Source organism: Mesorhizobium sp. M0615 (assembly GCF_040320805.1).
Taxonomy (GTDB): domain Bacteria; phylum Pseudomonadota; class Alphaproteobacteria; order Rhizobiales; family Rhizobiaceae; genus Mesorhizobium.
This window is the reverse complement of sequence record NZ_JAMYQI010000003.1, coordinates 1-19,401: the sequence shown is the minus strand read 5'-3', so window position 1 is coordinate 19,401 and position 19,401 is coordinate 1. Positions and strand designations below refer to the sequence as shown.

Genomic DNA, 19,401 nt, shown 5'->3' with positions numbered 1-19,401 from the left:
GGTGATGACGCACGATCTAGAAGGTGAGGCGACGCAGGGTCTTGAACGTTCGTGCGCGGATGAAGACCGGATCGTCTCGGCGCCTGTTACCGCTGGCATCGAGCGCATCGAGGCGCATTTCCATGGCAACGCCTTCGACCTGCACCGTCATGATACGCTTGCCGTCGGCGTGACGCTTTCCGGTGTGCAGCGCTTCCACTACAGGGGCACTGTCAACCACAGCCTGCCCGGCCAGGTTATCGTGCTGCATCCCGACGAAGTGCACGATGGCGGCGCCGGGACCGAGGATGGTCTGCGCTACCGGATCCTCTATCTGGAACCCTCACTGCTGCTCGACTGCCTCGACGGCGCGCCGCTGCCTTTCGTCAGGGATGCTGTGGTCAGCGATCCTGCCTTGCGTGGCACGCTGCTTTCGGCCCTGTCGCCGCTCGATGAGGAACTGGACGAGCTGTTCGTCGCCGATTTCGTTGCGGAGCTGGCGCAGCATCTGGGGCGTCATGCGGGACAGAAAGCAAAGCCGATGGGGAAGTCGGCCTCGCGTGCGGCAGCGCTGGCGCGCGGCTATCTCGAGGAGAATGCCGAGCGGTCCGTTCGTTCCGATGAGCTGGAAGCCGTCACCGGGCTCGACCGCTATGCGCTGTCACGCCATTTTCGCGCGACCTATTCCACCAGCCCGCATCGGTTCCTGCTGATGCGCCGGCTGCAAAAGGCAAGACGGATGATCGAGGTGGGCGAGCCGCTGGCCGAGATTGCCGTTGGCGCCGGCTTCAGCGACCAGAGCCATTTCAACAGGCATTTCAAGAAAGCATTCGGCCTGACGCCCGGCCGCTGGTCGACCCTGGTGCGCGGGCCTTCGGTAGCCGCCTAGGCCAGGAAGATCAATCGTCGATGTCGCCATCGTCGTCGACAAGCACCAGCTCCTCGTTCGACAAATTGGCCTCGATGCGGGCGAGCAGCTTGAACAGCGTCTTCTGTTCTTTCTTGTCGAGGCCCTTCAACGCCTGCTTCTCGGTCTTCTTCACCGACTTCTCGATGGCGTGGATGATCTCGCGGCCGGTGTCGGTGAGAAAGATATGCGCCTGGCGTGCATCCGCGGAAGAGGCGCGCTTTTCTAAAAAGCCCTGGGCCTGCAGCCGGTTGATGGTCTTGGTGATGGTCGGCGGGCGCACGCCGAGGCGGCCGGCGAGATTGCCGGGCGTCTGGCCGTCCTCGCGGTCGAGCGTCAGCATGATCTGGTCCTGGCCGGCATAGAAGCCGTGCGCCAGAAGCCGCGCCGCCAGCGCGGTCCTTGCCAGCCTTGCCGCCGAATGCAGCCGGCTCATCGTTGCAGTCTTGTCCGCCTTGGCCATGGTGATCCCTCTTCGGCCGTACCGGTGCGTGCAGCATAGACGCAGCCGGCCGGTTGGCAATCGACGATCAAAAAGATTCCGGCTTGCGAAACAGCTTTGCCGGCAAGCATTTGTGGTGCTCGAAATGGTGATGCCAGATGTTTATTTCAGTTAGATGACAAACGAGTTTCCGCCAAGGCGATTGCAACGGTTTGACGCGGCGCGGCTTAGCACAGGTCAACGAAGAGGCGTTTCCAGCGACACGTTGATGGTCGGCATCCCTCGCACTCGGCCTCTCGGGTCTACCCATCCGCTTCGTCAATCCTGGTCAAACACCCAGGCGGTTTGCCTCGTGCAAAAGGCCGGCACACATCCTATATCAGGCCAACAATCCCTTCTTGCGGCCCGCAATTCCGTGGCCCAGCCATTTCGAGGCAAGATATGAGCGAAGCACAGACGCAAATCCCCGTGACCGTTCTCACCGGCTATCTCGGCGCCGGCAAGACGACGCTGCTCAACCGCATCCTGTCGGAAAACCATGGCAAGCGTTATGCCGTCATCGTCAATGAATTCGGCGAGATCGGCATCGACAATGATTTGATCGTGGAATCCGACGAGGAAATCTACGAAATGAACAATGGCTGCGTCTGCTGCACGGTGCGCGGCGACCTGATCCGCGTCGTCGAAGGCCTGATGCGCCGTCCCGGCCGCTTCGACGCCATCGTCGTCGAGACCACCGGCCTCGCCGATCCTGTGCCGGTGGCGCAGACCTTCTTCATGGACGACGACGTGCGCTCCAAGACCAAACTCGACGCTGTCGTGGCCCTGGTCGACGCCAAGCACCTGCCGCTCAGGTTGAAGGATTCCAAGGAAGCCGAGGACCAGATCGCCTTCGCCGATGTCGTCGTGCTCAACAAGACCGACCTGGTGACGCCCGAAGAGCTGGCCAAGGTCGAAGCCACCATCCGCGCCATCAACCCGGCGGCCAGGATCCACCGCACCACGCGCGCCGACGTGGCGCTGTCGGAAGTGCTCGACCGCGGCGCCTTCGACCTGTCGCGCGCATTGGAAAACGATCCGCATTTTCTCGAGGCGCACGATCATGATCACGACCACCATGATCACGACCACGATCACCACGACCATGATCACGACCATCATCATCACGATCACGCGCATCCCTCCGACATCCATGACGTGACCGTGCAGTCGGTGTCGCTGCGCGGCGGCGAGATGGACCCGAAGAAATTCTTCCCGTGGATCGAGAAGATCACCCAGATGGAAGGTCCCAACATCCTGCGGCTGAAAGGCATCATCGCGCTCAAGGGCGACGACGAGCGCTATGTCATCCAGGGCGTGCACATGATCATCGAAGGCGACCACCAGCGCGCCTGGAAAGACGGCGAAAAGCATGAGAGCCGGCTGGTGTTCATCGGCCGCGAGCTTGACGCCGAACGGCTGAAGAAGAGCTTTGACGCCTGCCAGGCGGCTTGATTTCCGGACTCTATGGCGCTAGCGCTGCCCGCTCTTCCTTCTCCCCTTGTGGGAGTAGGTGGCCTCGCGAAGCGAGGTCGGATGAGGGGTGCTCCAGCTCGGCACCGACGGCGATCCGTCCAACACCCCTCATCCGTCTCGGCGCTGCGCGCCGATCCACCTTCTCCCACAAAGGGGAAGGTTGACGCCAGGCCTGGCCGCCTCAATGGCTTCCCGGGAGTGGTGACAGCTTCATTGGAATGGTCCTGATGCCCACAGTTGCTCCCCTCGACCTGGAAGGTCACTGCCTTGCCGCCGTCTTCCTCGACAACGTGCCGCATTTTGCGCTGGCCGATGGGACAGTTCATAGGCTCGACAACGGCCACAAGGCAATTCAGGCCAATGACGGCCTGCTCTCCACGTTCCATGACGCCGCCAACGACCGCCTGATCACCGGCGGCGAGGACGGCAAGATTTTTGCTGTCACCGCAGGTGGCACCGTCGGCGAATTGGCGAGCGCCGGCAAGAAGTGGATCACCAGCGTCGCCGCCGGGCCGCAAGGCGCTATCGCCTATGCCACAGGCAAGACTGCGTTCGTGCGCTTTGCCGACGGCAAGACCAAAGAGTTTGCCCATCCGCGTTCGGTCGAGGGGCTGGCCTTCTCCCCCAAGGGCATACGCTTCGGCGTCGCCCGCTACAATGGCGCGACGCTGCATTTCCCGGCCGCCGAGGGCAAGCCGGTGGAGCTGGAATGGGCCGGTGCCCATACCGGCGTCACCTTCTCGCCGGATGGCGCCTTCCTCGTCACCACCATGCAGGAAAACGCGCTGCATGGCTGGAAGCTCGCCGACGGCAAGCACATGCGCATGACCGGCTATCCCGGCAAGGTCAAAAGCCTGTCGTGGAGCGTGAAGGGCAAATGGCTGGCGAGTTCCGGCGCGCCGGCGGCGATCGTCTGGCCGTTTTCGGGCAAGGACGGCCCGATGGGCAAGGCGCCGCTGGAGCTCGGCACGCGCGGCAACGCCATGGTGACATCGGTTGCCTGCCATCCGAGCCAGGATGTCGTCGCCGTCGGCTATGATGACGGCATGGTCATGGCGGTGCGCTTTACCGATGCCAAAGAGGTGCTGTTGCGCCGCCCGGGCAAGGGCGCCATCACCGCGATGATGTGGGATAAGGAAGAGCGCCGGGTCGCCTTCGGCAGTGCCGCCGGCGACTGCGGCGTCATCGATATCTCGGCGTGACCTATTCGGCTCCGCACGACACCTTGCCGGTCAATTCTTTCGGCTTGCCGTCCTGTTCCGTGTCGGCGGCGTTGTCGTAGACGGCAAGCGTGTACCGGCCGTCATAGACGCCCTCGTCACTGGTCTTGGTCAGGATCGTCAGTTCGACAGAGTTGAATTTATCCCCGAGCTGATGCTCGTGGTAGACGTTCAGCCGCAACTCCTTGTCGTCCAGCCAGTACTGGGTGAGGTCGGAATCCTCGAAGACGGTCTTGCGCAGACTGTCGCCTTCCGGCCGGCCAAGTATCTCGAGATCGCCGCGAAAATTGAAGGTCGGGCCGCCCATACCTCTGGTGACCCCGGCGCCGACCTCGAATTGCACCGCTTTGTCATCGACGGAACACCAGACGCCGCCCGATGCGGAAGCCGCAGCGGCCGACAAGAGTAGCGCAATAGCGCAGATGATCGTCCGCATTTTTCTCCCCAAACCACAGACCCGATCGCATTGGCGCCCGACTGCGCCGGAAGGTCAAGTCTGCCGAACTTGCTGCTGACCCAATGCAGCGCACCAACACGGCCAATTGCGGTTGCCGTCGCCAATTGGGTAGTGTGCCGGCCGAGAGGGATTTCATGCACAGCACGAACAGTTCAAAGGCGTCCATTGGCGGTATCAGCCGTGACCGCATCGCTGCATTGCGGACAAGCGAGGCGAACACCTTCCGGAAGGCGCGGCCGAAATCGCAGGCCAAGGTCGGTAACGGCCTGCCAGGCTTCTTCGGCGGTGTGCCGATGCACTGGATGAACGACTGGCCGACGCCATTCCCGATCCTGGTCGAAAGCGCCAAGGGCGCCGCCATCACGGATATCGACGGCAACAGGCTGGACGATTTCTGCCTCGGTGACACCGGCTCGATGTTCGGCCATTCGCCGCCGCCGGTGGCGCGCGCCATCCGCCGCCAAGCCGGGCGCGGCCTGACCTATATGCTGCCTTCGGAAGATGCGCTGGCCATCGGGCCGCTGCTCACTCAGCGTTTCGGTCTGCCGTTCTGGCAGATCGCCACCACCGCCACGGACGCCAACCGCTTCGCGCTGCGCGTCGCCCGCGCCGTCACCGGCCGCGAAAAGATACTGGTCTTCAACGGCTGCTATCACGGCTCGGTCGACGAGACGATGGTCCGGATGGTCGACGGCAAGCCCGTGAATCGGCCGGGGCTGGCGGGTGAGTTTCGCGACCTGACCAGGACGGCGAAGGTCATTGAATTCAACGATGTTGCTGCACTGGAAGCGGCGCTCGCCGACCACGATGTCGCCTGCGTCATCGCCGAGCCGGTGCTGACAAATTCCTGCATGGTGCTGCCCGATCCGGGTTTTCACGACGCCTTGCGCAAACTGACGCGCGCGGCCGGAACGCTGCTGCTGATAGACGAGACGCACACGATTTCGACTGGACCCGGCGGCTACACCAGGAAATTCGGGCTGCAGCCCGACCTGTTCGTGCTGGGCAAGCCGATCGCCGGCGGCGTGCCGGCAAGCGTGTGGGGCATGAGCGACGAGGTCGCCTCGCGCTATGCCGACTACAATCGAACCAAGGAGCCGGGCTATTCCGGCATGGGCACGACGCTGTCGGCGAACCCGCTGCAGTTCGCAGCCATGCGCGCAACGCTCGAAGAGGTGATGACGCAGGAGAATTATGCCCGGATGGATCGCCTCGCCCTGCGGCTCGATGCCGGGCTGACCGGCGTCATCGATCGCTACAATCTGCCCTGGCATGTCGCCCGCGTCGGCGCCCGCGTCGAGTTCATCTGCGCCCCTGGCCCGCTCAGGAACGGCGCCGAAGCCGAGACTGCCCATGCGCCGGAGCTTGAGGCGGCTATCCATGTCGCGCTGGTCAACCAGGGCGTGCTGATCGCGCCCTTTCACAACATGATGCTGATCTCACCGGCCACCACCGGCGCCCAGGTCAACCGGCTGATCACCGCCTTCGCCACGGTTGCGGCAAGGCTGACGGCATGAGACAAGCTGCCAAGCCAAACTCGAGTACACTAATCATGACTTCACCTTCGGGCTCGACGCCCGCCGAGGCGCAAGCCTTTCTCGACGCCCATCCCGAAATCGAAGCCTTCGATATCGTCTTGACCGACGCCAACGGGGTCGGCCGCGGCAAGATCGTGCGCCGGCATGAGCTGAAAAGCATCTTCGAGGGCGGCCGCCACATGCCGATCTCGATCCTCGGCCTCGACATCACCGGCGAGGATGTGCACGAAACCGGGCTGATCTGGACGACCGGCGATGGCGATCTCAGGGCATGGCCAATCCCCGGCACGCTGGTGCCGCTTTACGGCACGAACCCGCCGCGCGGCCAGTTGCTGATGGCGATGTACCATCTCGAGGGACAGCCTATGTCGTCGGACCCGCGCTTGGCGCTGGCCAGGCAGGTCGACATCTTGGCGGCCAAGGGCCTCTATCCCGCCGGCGCCTTCGAACTCGAATTTTTCCTGCTTGCCAATGAGCGTGACGCCGACGGCAAGGTAAAGCCGGCGGACGCCGTGCTCGACGGCCGCCGCTCGGCCAAGACGGAAGTCTATTCCGTCGACCATCTGCACGGCATGGAGCCGCTGTTTTCCGACATCTATGCCGCGGCTAAGGCGCAAGGCATTCCGGCCGAAACGGTGATTTCCGAATACGCGCCCGGCCAGTACGAGCTGACGCTGAACTATCGCAAGGATGTCATGCGGGCGGCCGACGACCTCGTCATGTTGAAGCGGCTGGTGCGGGCGCAGGCGCGCCGCCATGGTGTCACCGCCTGCTTCATGGCCAAGCCGATCGAAAAATATGCCGGCTCCGGCATGCATTTCCATGTTTCGTTGCAGGACAAGAACGGCCGCAACGTTTTTGCCGAGGCTGGCGGCGAAAGCTGGTCGCTGCCGCTGCTGCAGGGGCTCGGCGGGCTGATCCAGACCATGGCCGAATCGATGCTGGTGTTTGCGCCGCACGCCAATTCCTGGCGGCGCTTCGTCTCGCAGTCCTATGCGCCGGTGGCGCCGACCTGGGGCGTCAACAACCGTTCGGTGGCGCTGCGCATCCCGGCGGGCGACGCCAAGAACCGGCGCATCGAGCACCGGCCGTCGGGTGTCGACGCCAATCCCTACCTGATCGCGGCAACGGTGCTGGCTGGCATCATCAAGGGTCTGGATGAAGGCCTCGACCCCGGCCCCGAAACCACTGGGAATGGCTATGAAGCCGCCATCACGCGCACGACCATGCCGGTCGACTGGCGCGCTGCGATCGAGGCGGCGCGGGCATCGAGCTTCCTGAAAGAGGCGCTTGGCGAGGATCTGCATCGCACCTTCGTGGCGATCAAGCAGTCGGAGTATCTGCGCGTCGCCCGCACCGTCAGCGAGCTAGATTATCACCTCTACCTCCACGAGGTCTGAGAGACCGCCTGAACTCGGGCAGTCGTCCTGCTAGCCCGACGATCAGGCGGCGATTACTTTTTCGCCGCCTGCATCAAATGAGGTGGCGCTGCAGCCTTCAAGAACATATCATGAACGGATGAGCGCACCCACCGTCCGTGAAAAGCTGGCAATCCTGTCTGACGCCGCCAAATACGATGCTTCTTGCGCCTCGTCTGGGTCGGCGAAGAAGGATTCGCGCCAATCCGGCGGTATCGGCTCCACCGAAGGCATGGGCATCTGCCATTCCTACGCGCCGGACGGCCGCTGCATTTCGCTTTTGAAAATCCTGCTGACTAATTTCTGTATCTATGACTGCAGCTACTGCATCAACCGCTCGTCCTCCAATGTGCGGCGCGCCCGCTTCAGCATCGACGAGGTGGTGAAGCTGACCATGGATTTCTACCGGCGCAATTACATCGAGGGCCTCTTCCTGTCCTCAGGAGTCATCCGCTCCCCGGACGAGACCATGGCCGAGATGGTGGAGGTGGCGCGGCGGCTGCGGCTGGACGAAAAATTCTCCGGCTATATTCATCTGAAGACCATTCCGGAAAGCTCGGCCGAACTGGTCGAGCAGGCCGGACTTTATGCCGACCGGCTGTCGATTAATGTCGAGCTGCCGACCGACGAAGGCGTGAAGAAACTGGCGCCGGAGAAGAAGCCGGAAACGATCCGCCTTTCCATGGCGAACCTGCGCCGGAAGATGGAGGAAAAGGCCGAGCCGACGTTGCGGACCAAGAAGCGCGAACGCTTTGCGCCCGGAGGTCAGTCGACGCAGATGATCGTCGGCGCCGACAAGACATCCGACGACGGTATCTTGCACTCCAGTGCGCGGCTCTATGGCAGCTACCATCTGCGGCGCGTCTATTACTCCGCCTTCAGCCCGATCCCGGATTCGTCATCGTCGCTGCCCCTGCTGATACCGCCGCTGATGCGCGAGCACCGGCTCTATCAGGCCGACTGGCTGATGCGCTTCTACGGCTTTTCGCAGCCGGAAATCCTCGCCGGCAGCAGCGACGGCATGCTCGATCTCGCCATTGACCCCAAGCTCGCCTGGGCTTTGCGCAATCGGGCGAGGTTTCCCGTCGACATCAACCGCGCCGATCGGGAAGCGCTGCTGCGGGTTCCGGGTCTGGGCACCAAGGTGGTGGCGAAGATCCTTGAAACCCGCCGCCACCGACGCATGCGGCTGGAAGATGTCGGACAGATCTGCCATTCGATCGCCAAGCTGAGGCCCTTCATCATCGCCGAAGGCTGGTCGCCGGGCGGACTCACCGACAAGACAGGCCTGCGCGACACGATCGTAAAGTCCTGCGAACAACTGTCGCTGTTTTGACCATGCAGCCGGCCCAGCTCGACCTTGCCCGATACACTGTCCGGCTAGCGAGCCAGACCGATTTCGCCGGTTGGCGCGATGCGGCACGGCGTCTGGCGCTGAATGAGGTCCGGCCTGAGGATATTAGTTGGGGTGTCGGGTCCGACGCCAATGATCCTCGAGATGCCTTGCCGGCGGTGCCAGAGGGCGCGCAGCTTACCGTCCCGCGCGAGTTCATCGCCCATGCCGAAACCGCCTTCTGCCACTCCGACCCCGGCCGGTTTGCCTTTCTCTACTGGATGCTTTGGCGCCTGCGCACCGAGCCGAAACTGCTGGCGATCGCATCCGATCCCGGCACCAGGCGGCTCGAAGCCATGGAAAAGGCGGTGCGGCGCGACAGCCATAAGATGCATGCCTTCGTACGCTTCCGGAAGATCGGCGACGGCGAGAACGAGCGCTACGTCGCCTGGTTCGAGCCGGAGCATTTCATTGTCGAGCGCAACGCGGATTTCTTCGTCCGGCGGTTCACCGGCATGCGCTGGACCATCCTGACGCCCTATGCCTCCGCCGACTGGAACGGCGAAAGGCTGGCGATCGGGCCGGGTGCGGCCAAGGGCGATGCACCCGATCAGGACGACACCGAGGCGTTGTGGCTGACCTATTTCGAAAACATCTTCAACCCGGCGCGGCTCAAGGTGAAGGCGATGCAGAAGGAGATGCCGAAGAAATATTGGCGGAACCTTCCCGAGGCTTCGCTCATTCCAGATCTGATCGCAGGAGCGGACGAGGCCGCCAGGGATATGATTGCCAGACTGCCGACAACGCCGGCGCCGCACCACGCCAAGCTGCAGGCAAGACATTGGCCGAAGCCCGAGCCGGCCGAGGCGCCGGATGAAGACGATGCCAAGACGATTTCCGATTTGCGCGAGGCTGCAAAGGGTTGTCGTCGCTGCCCGCTCTGGCGCGACGCGACACAGACCGTGTTCGGCGAGGGGCCGGATGACGCCAAAGTGGTCTTCGTCGGCGAACAACCTGGCGATCAGGAAGATCTCGCCGGCAAACCTTTTGTCGGGCCAGCGGGCAAAGTGTTCGATGCAATTCTCGATGACGCAGGCGTCGACCGGCAAAAAGTCTACGTCACCAACGCCGTCAAGCACTTCAAGTTCGAGCCGCGCGGCAAGCGCCGCATCCACTCGAAGCCAAATACCGGCGAAGTCCAGGCCTGCCGCTGGTGGATCGGCCGGGAGCTTGAGCTGATCAAGCCGGACCTCGCCGTGGCGCTTGGGGCAACGGCGGCGTTGTCGCTGCTGGGCAAGGCCATTGCCGTGACGAAAATGCGCGGCCAGGTGATCGAGCGCGAGGACGGTTTGCGCGTGTTCATCACCATCCATCCGTCCTTTATCCTGCGCATTCACGAGCCGACGGACAAGGAGGCTGAGCGCGAGCGGTTCCTAAAGGATATGAAAGAGGTGAAGCGGCTGATGGGGTCGTGAGATGAGCGAAAGCCTCAGCGACATCGTCATCCGCGGGCGGAACAAGGAGCTTCGCTCCTGCTTCGCCCAGGGATGACGAAGCTGAGTGGCTTCAGCCAATCACCTACGGTCGTGAATCCAACGTTGGAAACTTCGGCCGCCACGGCCGAATTAACTGATCAGGATTGCCCTCAGATCATTCACATTCGTACCCGTCGGCCCCGGCACGAACAGATCGCCGATCGCGTTGAACGCCGTCCAGGCATTGTTGCCGGCCAGCATCGCCTTGGCGTCGACGCCGGCGGCACGCATGCGCGAGACGGTCGAGCCATCGGCAAAGGCGCCGGCATTGTCTTCCGAGCCATCGATGCCGTCGGTATCGGCGGCCAGTGCATGAATACCTTCCGCGCCGCTGATGCCGATGGCAAAGGCGAGCAGGAATTCGGAGTTGCGGCCGCCCTTGCCCCTTTTTTCGTCAACAGGGGCCCGCAAGGTCACGGTCGTCTCGCCGCCGGACAGGATCAGCACCGGCTTTTTGAACGGCCGGTTGCGCGTCGCCACTTCGCGCGCAATGGCTGCATGCACGCCACCGACCTCGCGCGCCTCGCCCTCGATGGAATCGGAGAGGATGACGGCTTCGATGCCCTGCCGTTTTGCCTCAGCGGCTGCCGCTTCCAGCGACACGCCAGCCGAGGCGATCAGGTGCACTTCATTGCGTGAAAAGCGCTGGTCATCCAGATCTGGCGCATCGGCCTCTGGCGAGTTGATGTGCGCCATGACGGCGTCGGGCAGTTTCATGCCGTAGGCCGCTATCGAGGCCAGCGCATCGGCCCGGTTGCCGGAGTCGGGCACGGTCGGGCCGGAGGCCACCAGCGCCGGGTTGTCGCCGGGAATGTCAGAGACAACCAGTGATACCAGTTTGGCCGGCCAGGCGGCAGCTGCCAGCCGGCCGCCCTTGATGGTCGAGAGATGCTTGCGGATTGTGTTCATCGCCGCGATCGGCGCGCCGGAGGCAAGCAGCGCCTCGTTGACGGCGATTTCGTCGGCGAGCGTCAGGCCGGCGGCAGGCGACGGCAGCAGCGCCGATCCTCCGCCCGATATCAGCGCCACTACCAGGTCGTCCGCAGTCAGCCCTTGCACCTTTTCGAGCAGGCGCCGCGACGCCTCAAGACCGGCAGCGTCCGGCACCGGATGTGCCGCCTCGATGATTTCGATGCGCTCGCATTTGGCGCCATAGCCGTAGCGGGTGACGACCAGCCCTTCGATTGGGCCATCCCACACCTTCTCGAACGCGGCGGCCATCTGCGCCGAGCCCTTGCCGGCGCCGATGACGATGGTGCGGCCCTTCGGCTTGGCCGGAAGGTGATCCCTGATCGTTCGTTCCGGATCGGCAGCGGCAACAGCGGCATTGAAGATCGAGATGAGAAAGGATTTTGGGTCGAGCACGGTCATAATTGGCCGCCATCCGCGGTTTGCGAGCTTCCGAAAAGCCGGCGCCGCCCCTCACCCTTACCCTCTCCCCGTATAGAGACGGGGAGAGGGGTTCGCCGGCGTTGGGGTGCTTCTCTTCTCCCCGTCACTATACGGGGAGAAGGTGCCGGCGGGCGGATGAGGGGCAGCGCTAGCGTCACGATTTATCTTCCGGCGGCAGCGCCAATTGTGTCCGATCGAGGCCGAGATGATCGCACAGTGCATCGACGACGACGCCATGATCCTGGCGTTCCGGCAGGCCGGAGACGGCGATGACGCCGATGACGCCGACGCCCTTTACAGTCAGCGGAAACCCGCCGCCGGCTAGTACGTAATCAGCAATATCCAGCCCCTCGCCGACCTTGAAGGTGCGGTCCGGTCGCTGCTGTTCCAGCACCAGACGATAAGTGCTTTTGAGGTAGCGCTTGACCACATTGATCTTGCGTCGTGCCCAGTCGGGGTTGGAGGCGTTCGAACCCGGCAGCGCGGCATAGAACAGCGGCCGATCCCACAGCCTGATATCGACAATGATGGGCAGCTTTTCGGCCAGCGCCCGCTCGCGGATCGCCGCGCCGACCTTGAAGGCGACGGCCTCGTCGAAGGCCGGGAAGACCAGCGTCTCTTCCTGTTTCTGGATCAGAGCGATGTCGTCCGCGGCGGCCATTTTTGTTCTCCGAAATCGTCACAAATCGTGTGTACGACAAGCTCCGCCCGGTCAAGGTCTCGTCGCGGTGGTGGTCTTGCCCCGCCAGGGTCGCCCCCCACTCCTTCGAGCTTCTCTCGACACCTCTCCCCCGATCGACGGGGTAGAGGAAGGGCGCCAAGCTGTCCGAACCGGCGCCCGTCCTCCGAAGCAAAGGCTCCCTTCCTCACCCTCGGAGGGGGATAGGTGGCGCCGCGAAGCGGCGACGGAGTGGGGGAACCACTTGGCAACCAGGCGCAATCATCATCTTGTCCCGCGCGGATGATGGGTCCTAACCGGCGATTATATCACTCTTGGCAGGCCGCCCCGCGACATAGACCTCGCGCACCGCGCGGTCGTCGCCCAGCGTCTGCAGCAGGAACAGCTCCTCCGCCAGCGTCTCCACAGTCTCCATCCTCAGCCGCATCGCCGGTGTGGCGCGGGCGTCGAGCACGGTGATATCCGCGTCGGTGCCTTCATCCAGCGTGCCGACCTTCTCCGCCACAGACAGCGCCTCGGCATTGCCACGCGTTATCTGCCAGAAGGACTGGAACGGGTTCAGCTTTTCGCCAGTCAGCGCGATCACCTTGTAGCCCTCGTCCATGGTGCGCAGCATCGAATAGTTGGTGCCGCCGCCGACATCGCTGGCCGCGGCGATGCGCAGCGGCTTGTCGCGGCGCCGAAAGCGCTGGTAATCGAACAGGCCGGAGCCGAGGAACAGGTTCGAGGTCGGGCAGAACACCGCCACCGAGCCGCTGTCCGACAGCGCATCGGCCTCGCGTTCCGAGAGATGGATGCAGTGGCCGAACAGGCTCTTTGGCCCCAGCAGGCCATACTGCTCGTAGACATCGGTGTAGTCGCGCGCCTGCGGATAGAGTTTTTGCGTGAAGGCGATTTCGGCGTGGTTTTCCGACAGATGCGTCTGCATGTGCAGGTCGGGGTTTTCGCGGCAGAGCATGCCGGCCATCTCCAACTGTTCGGGCGAAGAGGTGATGGCGAAGCGCGGCGTGATCGCATAAAGCTGGCGGCCCTTGCCGTGCCATTCCGCAATCAGCGCCTTGGTGTCGTCATAGCCCGATTGCGGTGTGTCGAGCACGCCTGCCGGCGCGTTGCGGTCCATCATCACCTTGCCGGCAATGTTGAGCATGCCGCGCGCGTGCGATTCGGCAAAGAACGCCTCGGCCGAGGCCTTGTGCACCGAGCAGTACGCGGCGACCGTCGTCGTGCCGTGGCGCACCATTTCATCCAAAAACAGCCGCGCGATGCGGCGGCCGTGCTGGGCATTTGCGAATTTGGTCTCTTCGGGAAAGGTGTAGGTGTTCAGCCAGTCGAGCAGTTCGGCGCCGTAGGAGGCGATGACCTGCATCTGCGGAAAATGCGCATGCGCGTCGATGAAGCCTGGCAGCAACAGATGCGGCCGATGATCGATCTTTTTCGCACCGTCGCCAGCCTGCCTTTCCACATCAGCGTAGGCGCCGGCGGCAACGATTCGGCCATCGCGGATCAGCAGGCCGCCATCCTCCTCATAGCGCCAGGCGGCATGGTCGGTGATGGCTTCGGGCCAGCGCAAAAAGCTCAGCGTGCGGCCGCGCAGAAGTGTCGAAGTCATGCTTATTTCCCTGCGCCTTCGAACCAGGCGACCAGCAGCGCCCGTTCCTTGTCGCTGATCTGGGTGACGTTGGCGGGCGGCATGGCGTGGCTGCGCCCGGCCTGCAAATAGATTTCACGCGCATGCTCGGCAATGCCGGCGTCGGTGTCGAGCATCACGCCCTTCGGCGCATGGTAGATGCCTTCATAGACCGGCTCGGCCGTATGGCACATCGAGCAGCGGCCAAGCACGGTGTCGCGCACCGCCGGGAAATGCGACGAGGCGATATAGACTTCGGCCGCGGCGGATGCCTTGGGCTCGCCGGTCAGTATTTTCGGCGCTGTCGACAGCCACATGATGATGACGAATAGCACCGCAGCCGCCATCCAGGTCCAGTGGGGGTTGCCGGCACGCTTATGCACGGTGTTGAAATAGTGCCGGATCAAGACGCCGATGATGAACACCAGCGAGGGGATGACCCAGTTGAACTCCGTCGCAAACGCCAGCGGATAGTGGTTCGACAGCATCAGGAACAGCACGGGCAGCGTCAGGTAATTGTTGTGCAGCGAGCGCTGCTTGGCGATCTTGCCGTATTTCGGGTCGGGCTTTCGGCCGGCAATCAGGTCGGCGACGACGATCTTCTGGTTTGGAATGATCACCATGAAGACATTGGCCGACATGATCGTGGCGGTGATGGCGCCGAGATGCAGGAAAGCGGCGCGGCCGGTGAACAGATGCGTCAGACCCCAGGCGATGAACACCAGCACGCCATAGAGCACCAGCATCAGTCCGGTGTCACTTTTGCCGAGCGGCGAGCGGCAGAGCAGATCGTAGACTACCCAGCCGACGCCGATGGTGGCCATCGACAAAAGGATGCCGACCGGCACCGACATCGGCAGCACATTGGGGTCGATCAGGAACAAATCGGCGCCGGCATAGTAGACCACGCACAGCATGGCGAAGCCGGACAGCCAGGTGGCGTAGGATTCCCACTTGAACCAGGTCAGGTGTTCCGGCATTTCGGCCGGCGCCACCAGATATTTCTGGACGTGGTAGAAGCCGCCGCCATGCACCTGCCATTCCTCGCCGAATGCGCCGACCGGCATGCCGGGGCGCTGGCGCAGGCCAAGGTCGAGCGCGACGAAATAGAAGGACGAGCCGATCCAGGCGATGCCGGTGACGACGTGCAGCCAGCGCACGGCGAAACTCAGCCAGTCCCAGAAAATCGCGAAATCCATCATGTGAAATCGTCCCTGCCGATCGGCTGACTTTACGGTGTGGGGCGCAAACGAAAAGAGGCGAGGTGTACGATGACTTTCAAAAAAAAATGGAAAATACTAGGCTGACCACGTACGCCGCCACATAAAGAGCCACGAATGGCCTATCTCGACAACATCGCCGTCTTCGTCCGCGTCGTCGAGCTTGGTAATCTCTCGGCGGCGGGCCGCGACATGCGCATTTCGCCGGCGGTCGCCTCCAACCGCATCAAGGAGCTGGAAAAACACCTCGGCGTGCGGCTGTTCAACCGCACCACACGGCAATTGATGCCGACGGAGCATGGCACGGTGTTCTACTCCGGCGCCAAGCAGGTGCTGGAGGCGATCACCGAGGCGGAAGCCGCGGTCTCGGCTCTTTCCGGCCAGCCGCGCGGCACCATCAAGGTGACCGCCCCGCTCGGCCTTGGACGGCGGCTGGTTGCGTCGGGCATTCCGGATTTCCACGACAAATACCCCGATATCGAGGTGCGGCTGAGGCTCTCCGACCACAATATCGACATCATGAAGGAAGGCATCGACGTCGCCTTCAAGCTCGGCATCATTGAGGATTCCAGCCTGCGGATGCGCGGCATCATGGAATGTGAACGCGTGCTGGTGGCGGCACCGAAATATCTCGAAGCGCGCGGCGAGCCGGTGGAGCCACAGGAGCTGATCGGCAAGAAGCACGACTGCCTGATGCTGCGCTATTCCGGGGCGCGCGAATATGTCTGGACGCTGCAGACGCCGTCCGGCCCGCAGAAATTCGAGGTGCACGGCCCCTACGACACCGACGATGGCGATGTGCTGACCGGCTGGGCGCTGTCGGGCCGCGGCATCATCAACAAGCCGCGCTTCGAGGTCGAACCCTTCATCCGCGACCGGCGGCTGCAGGTCATCCTGGCCAGCACGCCGCCAACGCCGGTGCAGTTCGCCGCCGTCTATCCGCACAAGAAGCTGCAGGATCCAAAGGTGCGGCTGTTGCTCGACTTCATGGCCGAGCGTTGCCAGCGGCTGATCAAGGATTTGCTGGCCGGCAAGTGAGGGGCTGTTGGCCCAGTCGCCAGGATTGTCTTACAAGCAGGTGACCTTAGGTTCGCATACGCTGCCCTATGATCGATGGTCCCATGCCGACTGACCAGCAAGCCACAATGCATCTTGCCGTTTCGCTCAACATTACTTCCGGGCAGCCGCTCGGGTTCAGCGACCTGGCCGGCTTTGCCAAGCAAGCGGAAGCGGCGGGGCTGGACATGATTGTCCTCGATGATTCCGCGCCGAACAGCGCCGGGTCGAGTTCTTTCGAAGCGACGACCTTGCTGGCGGCGCTGGCGACGGTGACAAGTCGGATCGGCCTTGTCGCTGCAGCCTCGACGGTGGCTCACCAGCCGTACAATCTGGCGCGCCGTTTTGCTTCGCTCGACATCATCAGCCATGGCCGCGCCGGCTGGCACGCGACCATGGCGCAGGCGCCACGGGAAGCCGCCAATTTCAGCCGGCCGGATGGATTTTCCGACGATGTGTTCCGCCGCCGCACGCAGGAATACATCGGCATCGTTCAGCGCCTGTGGCAGGGCTGGGATGCCGACGCGCTGCTGTTCGACAAGGCCGGCGGCCGCTTCCACGATCCCGAAAAAATGCACCTGCTCGACCACAAAGGCGAATTCTTCTCCGTGCGCGGGCCGCTGAACGTCGCGCGCTCGCCGCAGGATACGCCGGTGCTGGTGCTGTCCGGCCTGTCCGAGGCCGACCTGGATATCGCCGCCCGCACCGCCGATGTCGTCCTGCTGGACAGACCCACAAAGGACCCCAAGGCGCGCCATGACGATCTCAAGCGCCGCGTTGTGGCCTGCGGACGCGATCCGGGTGCGGTCAAGCTGCTGCTGAACGTTGGCGCAGATGTCGCTGCCAACGCGCTCGAAACATGGTTCAGCTCGCAAAGCTGCGACGGGTTCAACATCGCAATACCGCCTGCCGCGATTGACGGTTTCATCGGCCGCGTGCTGCCGGAATTGCAGCGCCGCGGCCTCGTCCGCCCGGATTATCCCGGCACCACCTTGCGCTCGCATCTCGGACTTGCCGGAGGAGCGCAATGACCCGCCAGATGAAGCTTGGCGCCTTCCTGTGGGCGACGGGCCACCACATCGCCGCCTGGCGTCACCCCAAGGCGCATGTCACGGCAGGCATCGACATCGATCACTACATCCAGCTGGCGCGCACGGCGGAAGCGGCGAAGTTCGACATGGTGTTCTGCGAGGACGCCGCCGGCCTGCGCGAAGCCAATGTCGGCATCGCCAGCCAGACCTCACGCTCGATCGGCTTCGAGCCGATCAGCCTGCTGTCCGCGCTCGCCGTGCAGACCAGCCGCATCGGCCTCGTTTCGACGGCCTCGACCAGCTACAACGAGCCCTACGGCCTGGCGCGCACCTTTCTGTCGCTCGATCATCTGAGTGGTGGCCGGGCTGGCTGGAACCTGGTGACGTCGGCCAGCCCCATCGAAGCCGCCAATTTCGGCGCGACGGGCCTGAAACCCCATGCCGACCGCTACGAGCGGGCGCGCGAATTCGCCGAGGTGGTATCAGGACTTTGGCAAGGCAGCGGCTTTCACGGTCACAACGGCCAGAGCTTTTCGGTGCGCGACTCGCTCGACCTGCCGCGCTCGCCGCAGGGCGCGCCGGTGATGGTGCAGGCCGGCGCCTCGGATGTCGGCCGCGACCTTGCCGCCCGCACCGCCGACGTCGTGTTCACGGCGGCGCAGACCCTCGAGGAAGCCAAGGCCTTTTACGACGACCTCAAGGGCCGTATGGCGGGCTATGGGCGGGAACCCGACGACATCAAGATCATGCCCGGCGTCTCCCCGGTGGTGGCAGACACCGAGGCCGAAGCGCGGGAGAAACAGGAGGAATTGCAGGCGCTGATCCCCGACGATGTCGGCGTGGCGCTACTGTCCAGCTATCTCAGCATCTCCGATCTCGGGAGCTATCCGATCGACGGACCGATGCCCGAACTGCCGGAGACCGAGGGCATGAAAAGCCGCCAGGCGCTGGTCATCCAACAATCGCGCCGCGACGGCCTGTCGATCCGCCAGCTTGCGCGCCATTTCGCCGGCGCACGTGGCCATTGGCGTATCGTCGGCACGCCGGCGCGGATCGCTGACGAATTGCAGGCGCGGTTCGAGGGCGGCGGCGCGGACGGCTTCAACGTCATGCCGTCATACTTCCCCGGCGAGCTCGATGCCTTTGCCACGCTGGTGGTGCCGGAACTGCAGCGGCGCGGACTGTTCCGTCGGGAATACGAAGGCAGCACCTTGCGAGATCATCTTGGCCTGAAGCGGTCGGATAAAAAAGATTAGCCGGCTACCTCTTGGCCTTGCCGCGCCTGCTGGCTTACCGCCGGTGCTGCGCCGTGCGCGACCAGCGCCGTCATGATCTCGGCCGCGGCCAGCGCAGCTATGACCGGTGGGCGCTTGTCCTTGACCGCATCGCCGCCGATCGGCGAGACGAGGCGGGCGAACTCAGCCTCCGTGCCCTCAGCCGATTTCAGGAACCAGTTCCTGAACGTCGCTCTCTTGGTTTTCGAGCCGATCATGCCGACATAGGCCGCGTCGTCGCGCTTCAGCGCCTCGGCGACGATGAGGAAATCCAGCGCATGGTCGTGGGTGAGGATGGCGAAGGCGGTGCCGGCGGGGGCGTTTCGCACCTCGGCCTCGGGCATCGGCGTCAGCAGCGTCTCGACGGTTTCCGGCATGCCTTCCAGCGCTTCGGCCCGCGTCTCGATGACGACACCACGCACGGGAAGAAGTGCAACAGTCGAGGCCAGCGCCTGGCCGACATGGCCGCCGCCGAAGATATAGACATGCGGCAGGTGGGCTTCCTCGGCTTCTGCGGCCGCGATCAGCTCGGCAGCAAGCGCGGCATCGACGATACGGATCAAGACTTCGACGCGCCCGCCGCAGCACTGGCCGATCTCGGGGCCTAGCGGCACGTCAAGCGTGGCGCGGACTTCATCGACCGCGATGCGGGCTTCTTTACCCTCCCCCTTGTGGGGAGGGTCGGTGAGCGGACCCCCCGGGGCGGCGGCCCGCTGTGACATATAAACAAAATACCCAGCCGACGAACAGAATGGGGTAAAAATAGGTGGTGGCCGGT

At 63.6% G+C, this 19,401-nt stretch carries 17 protein-coding genes; 10 read left to right on the top strand and 7 right to left on the bottom strand.

Going from position 1 to position 19,401, the window contains the following annotated elements:
- The first annotated feature begins 4 nt into the window (after positions 1 to 4).
- Positions 5 to 868, top strand: a complete 864-nt coding sequence (locus NKI46_RS05215; protein ID WP_023683510.1) for an AraC family transcriptional regulator — start codon at positions 5 to 7, stop codon at positions 866 to 868.
- Positions 869 to 878: 10 nt separating this feature from the next.
- Here NKI46_RS05215 and NKI46_RS05210 read toward each other — a convergent pair whose 3' ends face one another.
- Positions 879 to 1,349, bottom strand: a complete 471-nt coding sequence (locus NKI46_RS05210; protein ID WP_023671361.1) for a MarR family winged helix-turn-helix transcriptional regulator — start codon at positions 1,347 to 1,349, stop codon at positions 879 to 881.
- Positions 1,350 to 1,769: 420 nt separating this feature from the next.
- Between NKI46_RS05210 and NKI46_RS05205 the strand changes: the two genes are divergently transcribed.
- The gene (locus NKI46_RS05205) at positions 1,770 to 2,822 is read left to right on the top strand and encodes a CobW family GTP-binding protein (RefSeq protein WP_352745175.1); all 1,053 of its coding nucleotides are present in this window, start codon (positions 1,770 to 1,772) and stop codon (positions 2,820 to 2,822) included.
- Positions 2,823 to 3,070: 248 nt separating this feature from the next.
- Positions 3,071 to 4,045: a WD40 repeat domain-containing protein gene (locus NKI46_RS05200; RefSeq protein WP_023689246.1), complete on the top strand. Its 975-nt coding sequence runs from the start codon at positions 3,071 to 3,073 to the stop codon at positions 4,043 to 4,045.
- Between the two features lies 1 nt (position 4,046).
- Here the strand turns inward: NKI46_RS05200 and NKI46_RS05195 are convergent, their stop codons facing one another.
- Complete coding sequence (locus tag NKI46_RS05195) at positions 4,047 to 4,499, bottom strand: hypothetical protein (protein WP_023683507.1); 453 nt, start codon at positions 4,497 to 4,499, stop codon at positions 4,047 to 4,049.
- A gap of 155 nt (positions 4,500 to 4,654) precedes the next feature.
- On the opposite strand from NKI46_RS05195, the gene NKI46_RS05190 reads away from it, so the two are divergent.
- The 4 genes from NKI46_RS05190 to NKI46_RS05175 all read left to right on the top strand — a co-directional run bounded on the left by NKI46_RS05190 (position 4,655) and on the right by NKI46_RS05175 (position 10,284).
- Entirely contained in the window at positions 4,655 to 6,037 is a 1,383-nt protein-coding gene (locus tag NKI46_RS05190) for an aspartate aminotransferase family protein (RefSeq protein ID WP_352745172.1), read from the top strand.
- A gap of 35 nt (positions 6,038 to 6,072) precedes the next feature.
- Positions 6,073 to 7,458 (top strand): glutamine synthetase family protein, encoded by a 1,386-nt coding sequence (locus NKI46_RS05185; RefSeq protein ID WP_023695949.1) that lies wholly within the window; start codon positions 6,073 to 6,075, stop codon positions 7,456 to 7,458.
- Between the two features lie 118 nt (positions 7,459 to 7,576).
- Positions 7,577 to 8,812 carry a putative DNA modification/repair radical SAM protein gene (locus NKI46_RS05180; RefSeq protein ID WP_352460341.1) on the top strand — a complete coding sequence of 412 codons (1,236 nt, stop codon included), beginning with the start codon at positions 7,577 to 7,579 and terminating at the stop codon, positions 8,810 to 8,812.
- 2 nt (positions 8,813 to 8,814) lie between these two features.
- The gene (locus tag NKI46_RS05175) at positions 8,815 to 10,284 is read left to right on the top strand and encodes a UdgX family uracil-DNA binding protein (protein ID WP_352745170.1); all 1,470 of its coding nucleotides are present in this window, start codon (positions 8,815 to 8,817) and stop codon (positions 10,282 to 10,284) included.
- 150 nt (positions 10,285 to 10,434) lie between these two features.
- Here the strand turns inward: NKI46_RS05175 and NKI46_RS05170 are convergent, their stop codons facing one another.
- From NKI46_RS05170 to NKI46_RS05155, 4 genes are all read right to left on the bottom strand, one after another.
- On the bottom strand, positions 10,435 to 11,715 hold the full coding sequence (locus NKI46_RS05170; RefSeq protein WP_352745167.1) for a glycerate kinase type-2 family protein: 1,281 nt from the start codon (positions 11,713 to 11,715) through the stop codon (positions 10,435 to 10,437).
- Positions 11,716 to 11,890: 175 nt separating this feature from the next.
- Positions 11,891 to 12,397 (bottom strand): heme-degrading domain-containing protein, encoded by a 507-nt coding sequence (locus NKI46_RS05165; protein WP_352745164.1) that lies wholly within the window; start codon positions 12,395 to 12,397, stop codon positions 11,891 to 11,893.
- Positions 12,398 to 12,707: 310 nt separating this feature from the next.
- The gene (gene guaD, locus NKI46_RS05160) at positions 12,708 to 14,024 is read right to left on the bottom strand and encodes a guanine deaminase (protein WP_352745161.1); all 1,317 of its coding nucleotides are present in this window, start codon (positions 14,022 to 14,024) and stop codon (positions 12,708 to 12,710) included.
- 2 nt (positions 14,025 to 14,026) lie between these two features.
- Entirely contained in the window at positions 14,027 to 15,244 is a 1,218-nt protein-coding gene (locus NKI46_RS05155) for a urate hydroxylase PuuD (protein ID WP_352745158.1), read from the bottom strand.
- Between the two features lie 135 nt (positions 15,245 to 15,379).
- On the opposite strand from NKI46_RS05155, the gene NKI46_RS05150 reads away from it, so the two are divergent.
- The 3 genes from NKI46_RS05150 (at position 15,380) to NKI46_RS05140 (ending at position 18,605) form a co-directional block, all read left to right on the top strand.
- A complete protein-coding gene (locus tag NKI46_RS05150) occupies positions 15,380 to 16,300 on the top strand; it encodes a LysR family transcriptional regulator (protein WP_023671373.1) in 921 nt (306 codons plus the stop codon).
- A 107-nt stretch (positions 16,301 to 16,407) separates the two neighbouring features.
- On the top strand, positions 16,408 to 17,349 hold the full coding sequence (locus NKI46_RS05145) for an LLM class flavin-dependent oxidoreductase (protein ID WP_352745155.1): 942 nt from the start codon (positions 16,408 to 16,410) through the stop codon (positions 17,347 to 17,349).
- The gene (locus NKI46_RS05140; RefSeq protein WP_352745153.1) at positions 17,346 to 18,605 is read left to right on the top strand and encodes an LLM class flavin-dependent oxidoreductase; all 1,260 of its coding nucleotides are present in this window, start codon (positions 17,346 to 17,348) and stop codon (positions 18,603 to 18,605) included. The genes NKI46_RS05145 and NKI46_RS05140 overlap by 4 nt, the downstream gene beginning before the upstream one ends.
- Here NKI46_RS05140 and xdhC read toward each other — a convergent pair.
- The coding region (xdhC, locus tag NKI46_RS05135; RefSeq protein ID WP_502896794.1) for a xanthine dehydrogenase accessory protein XdhC at positions 18,602 to 19,401 on the bottom strand (800 nt) is incomplete at its 5' end. The two genes, NKI46_RS05140 and xdhC, sit on opposite strands and share 4 nt — an antisense overlap.

Excerpts from the sequence above, each read along its gene's own strand:
- NKI46_RS05190 (WP_352745172.1), top strand. The coding sequence starts at position 4,655 with ATGCACAGCACGAACAGTTCAAAGGCGTCCATTGGCGGTATCAGCCGT.
- NKI46_RS05155 (WP_352745158.1), bottom strand. The coding sequence starts at position 15,244 with ATGATGGATTTCGCGATTTTCTGGGACTGGCTGAGTTTCGCCGTGCGC.
- NKI46_RS05210 (WP_023671361.1), bottom strand. The coding sequence starts at position 1,349 with ATGGCCAAGGCGGACAAGACTGCAACGATGAGCCGGCTGCATTCGGCG.
- guaD (WP_352745161.1), bottom strand. The coding sequence starts at position 14,024 with ATGACTTCGACACTTCTGCGCGGCCGCACGCTGAGCTTTTTGCGCTGG.
- NKI46_RS05145 (WP_352745155.1), top strand. The coding sequence starts at position 16,408 with ATGCATCTTGCCGTTTCGCTCAACATTACTTCCGGGCAGCCGCTCGGG.
- NKI46_RS05195 (WP_023683507.1), bottom strand. The coding sequence starts at position 4,499 with ATGCGGACGATCATCTGCGCTATTGCGCTACTCTTGTCGGCCGCTGCG.
- NKI46_RS05140 (WP_352745153.1), top strand. The coding sequence starts at position 17,346 with ATGACCCGCCAGATGAAGCTTGGCGCCTTCCTGTGGGCGACGGGCCAC.
- NKI46_RS05175 (WP_352745170.1), top strand. The coding sequence starts at position 8,815 with ATGCAGCCGGCCCAGCTCGACCTTGCCCGATACACTGTCCGGCTAGCG.
- NKI46_RS05180 (WP_352460341.1), top strand. The coding sequence starts at position 7,577 with ATGAGCGCACCCACCGTCCGTGAAAAGCTGGCAATCCTGTCTGACGCC.
- NKI46_RS05185 (WP_023695949.1), top strand. The coding sequence starts at position 6,073 with ATGACTTCACCTTCGGGCTCGACGCCCGCCGAGGCGCAAGCCTTTCTC.
- NKI46_RS05165 (WP_352745164.1), bottom strand. The coding sequence starts at position 12,397 with ATGGCCGCCGCGGACGACATCGCTCTGATCCAGAAACAGGAAGAGACG.
- NKI46_RS05215 (WP_023683510.1), top strand. The coding sequence starts at position 5 with ATGACGCACGATCTAGAAGGTGAGGCGACGCAGGGTCTTGAACGTTCG.
- NKI46_RS05200 (WP_023689246.1), top strand. The coding sequence starts at position 3,071 with ATGCCCACAGTTGCTCCCCTCGACCTGGAAGGTCACTGCCTTGCCGCC.
- NKI46_RS05150 (WP_023671373.1), top strand. The coding sequence starts at position 15,380 with ATGGCCTATCTCGACAACATCGCCGTCTTCGTCCGCGTCGTCGAGCTT.
- NKI46_RS05170 (WP_352745167.1), bottom strand. The coding sequence starts at position 11,715 with ATGACCGTGCTCGACCCAAAATCCTTTCTCATCTCGATCTTCAATGCC.
- NKI46_RS05205 (WP_352745175.1), top strand. The coding sequence starts at position 1,770 with ATGAGCGAAGCACAGACGCAAATCCCCGTGACCGTTCTCACCGGCTAT.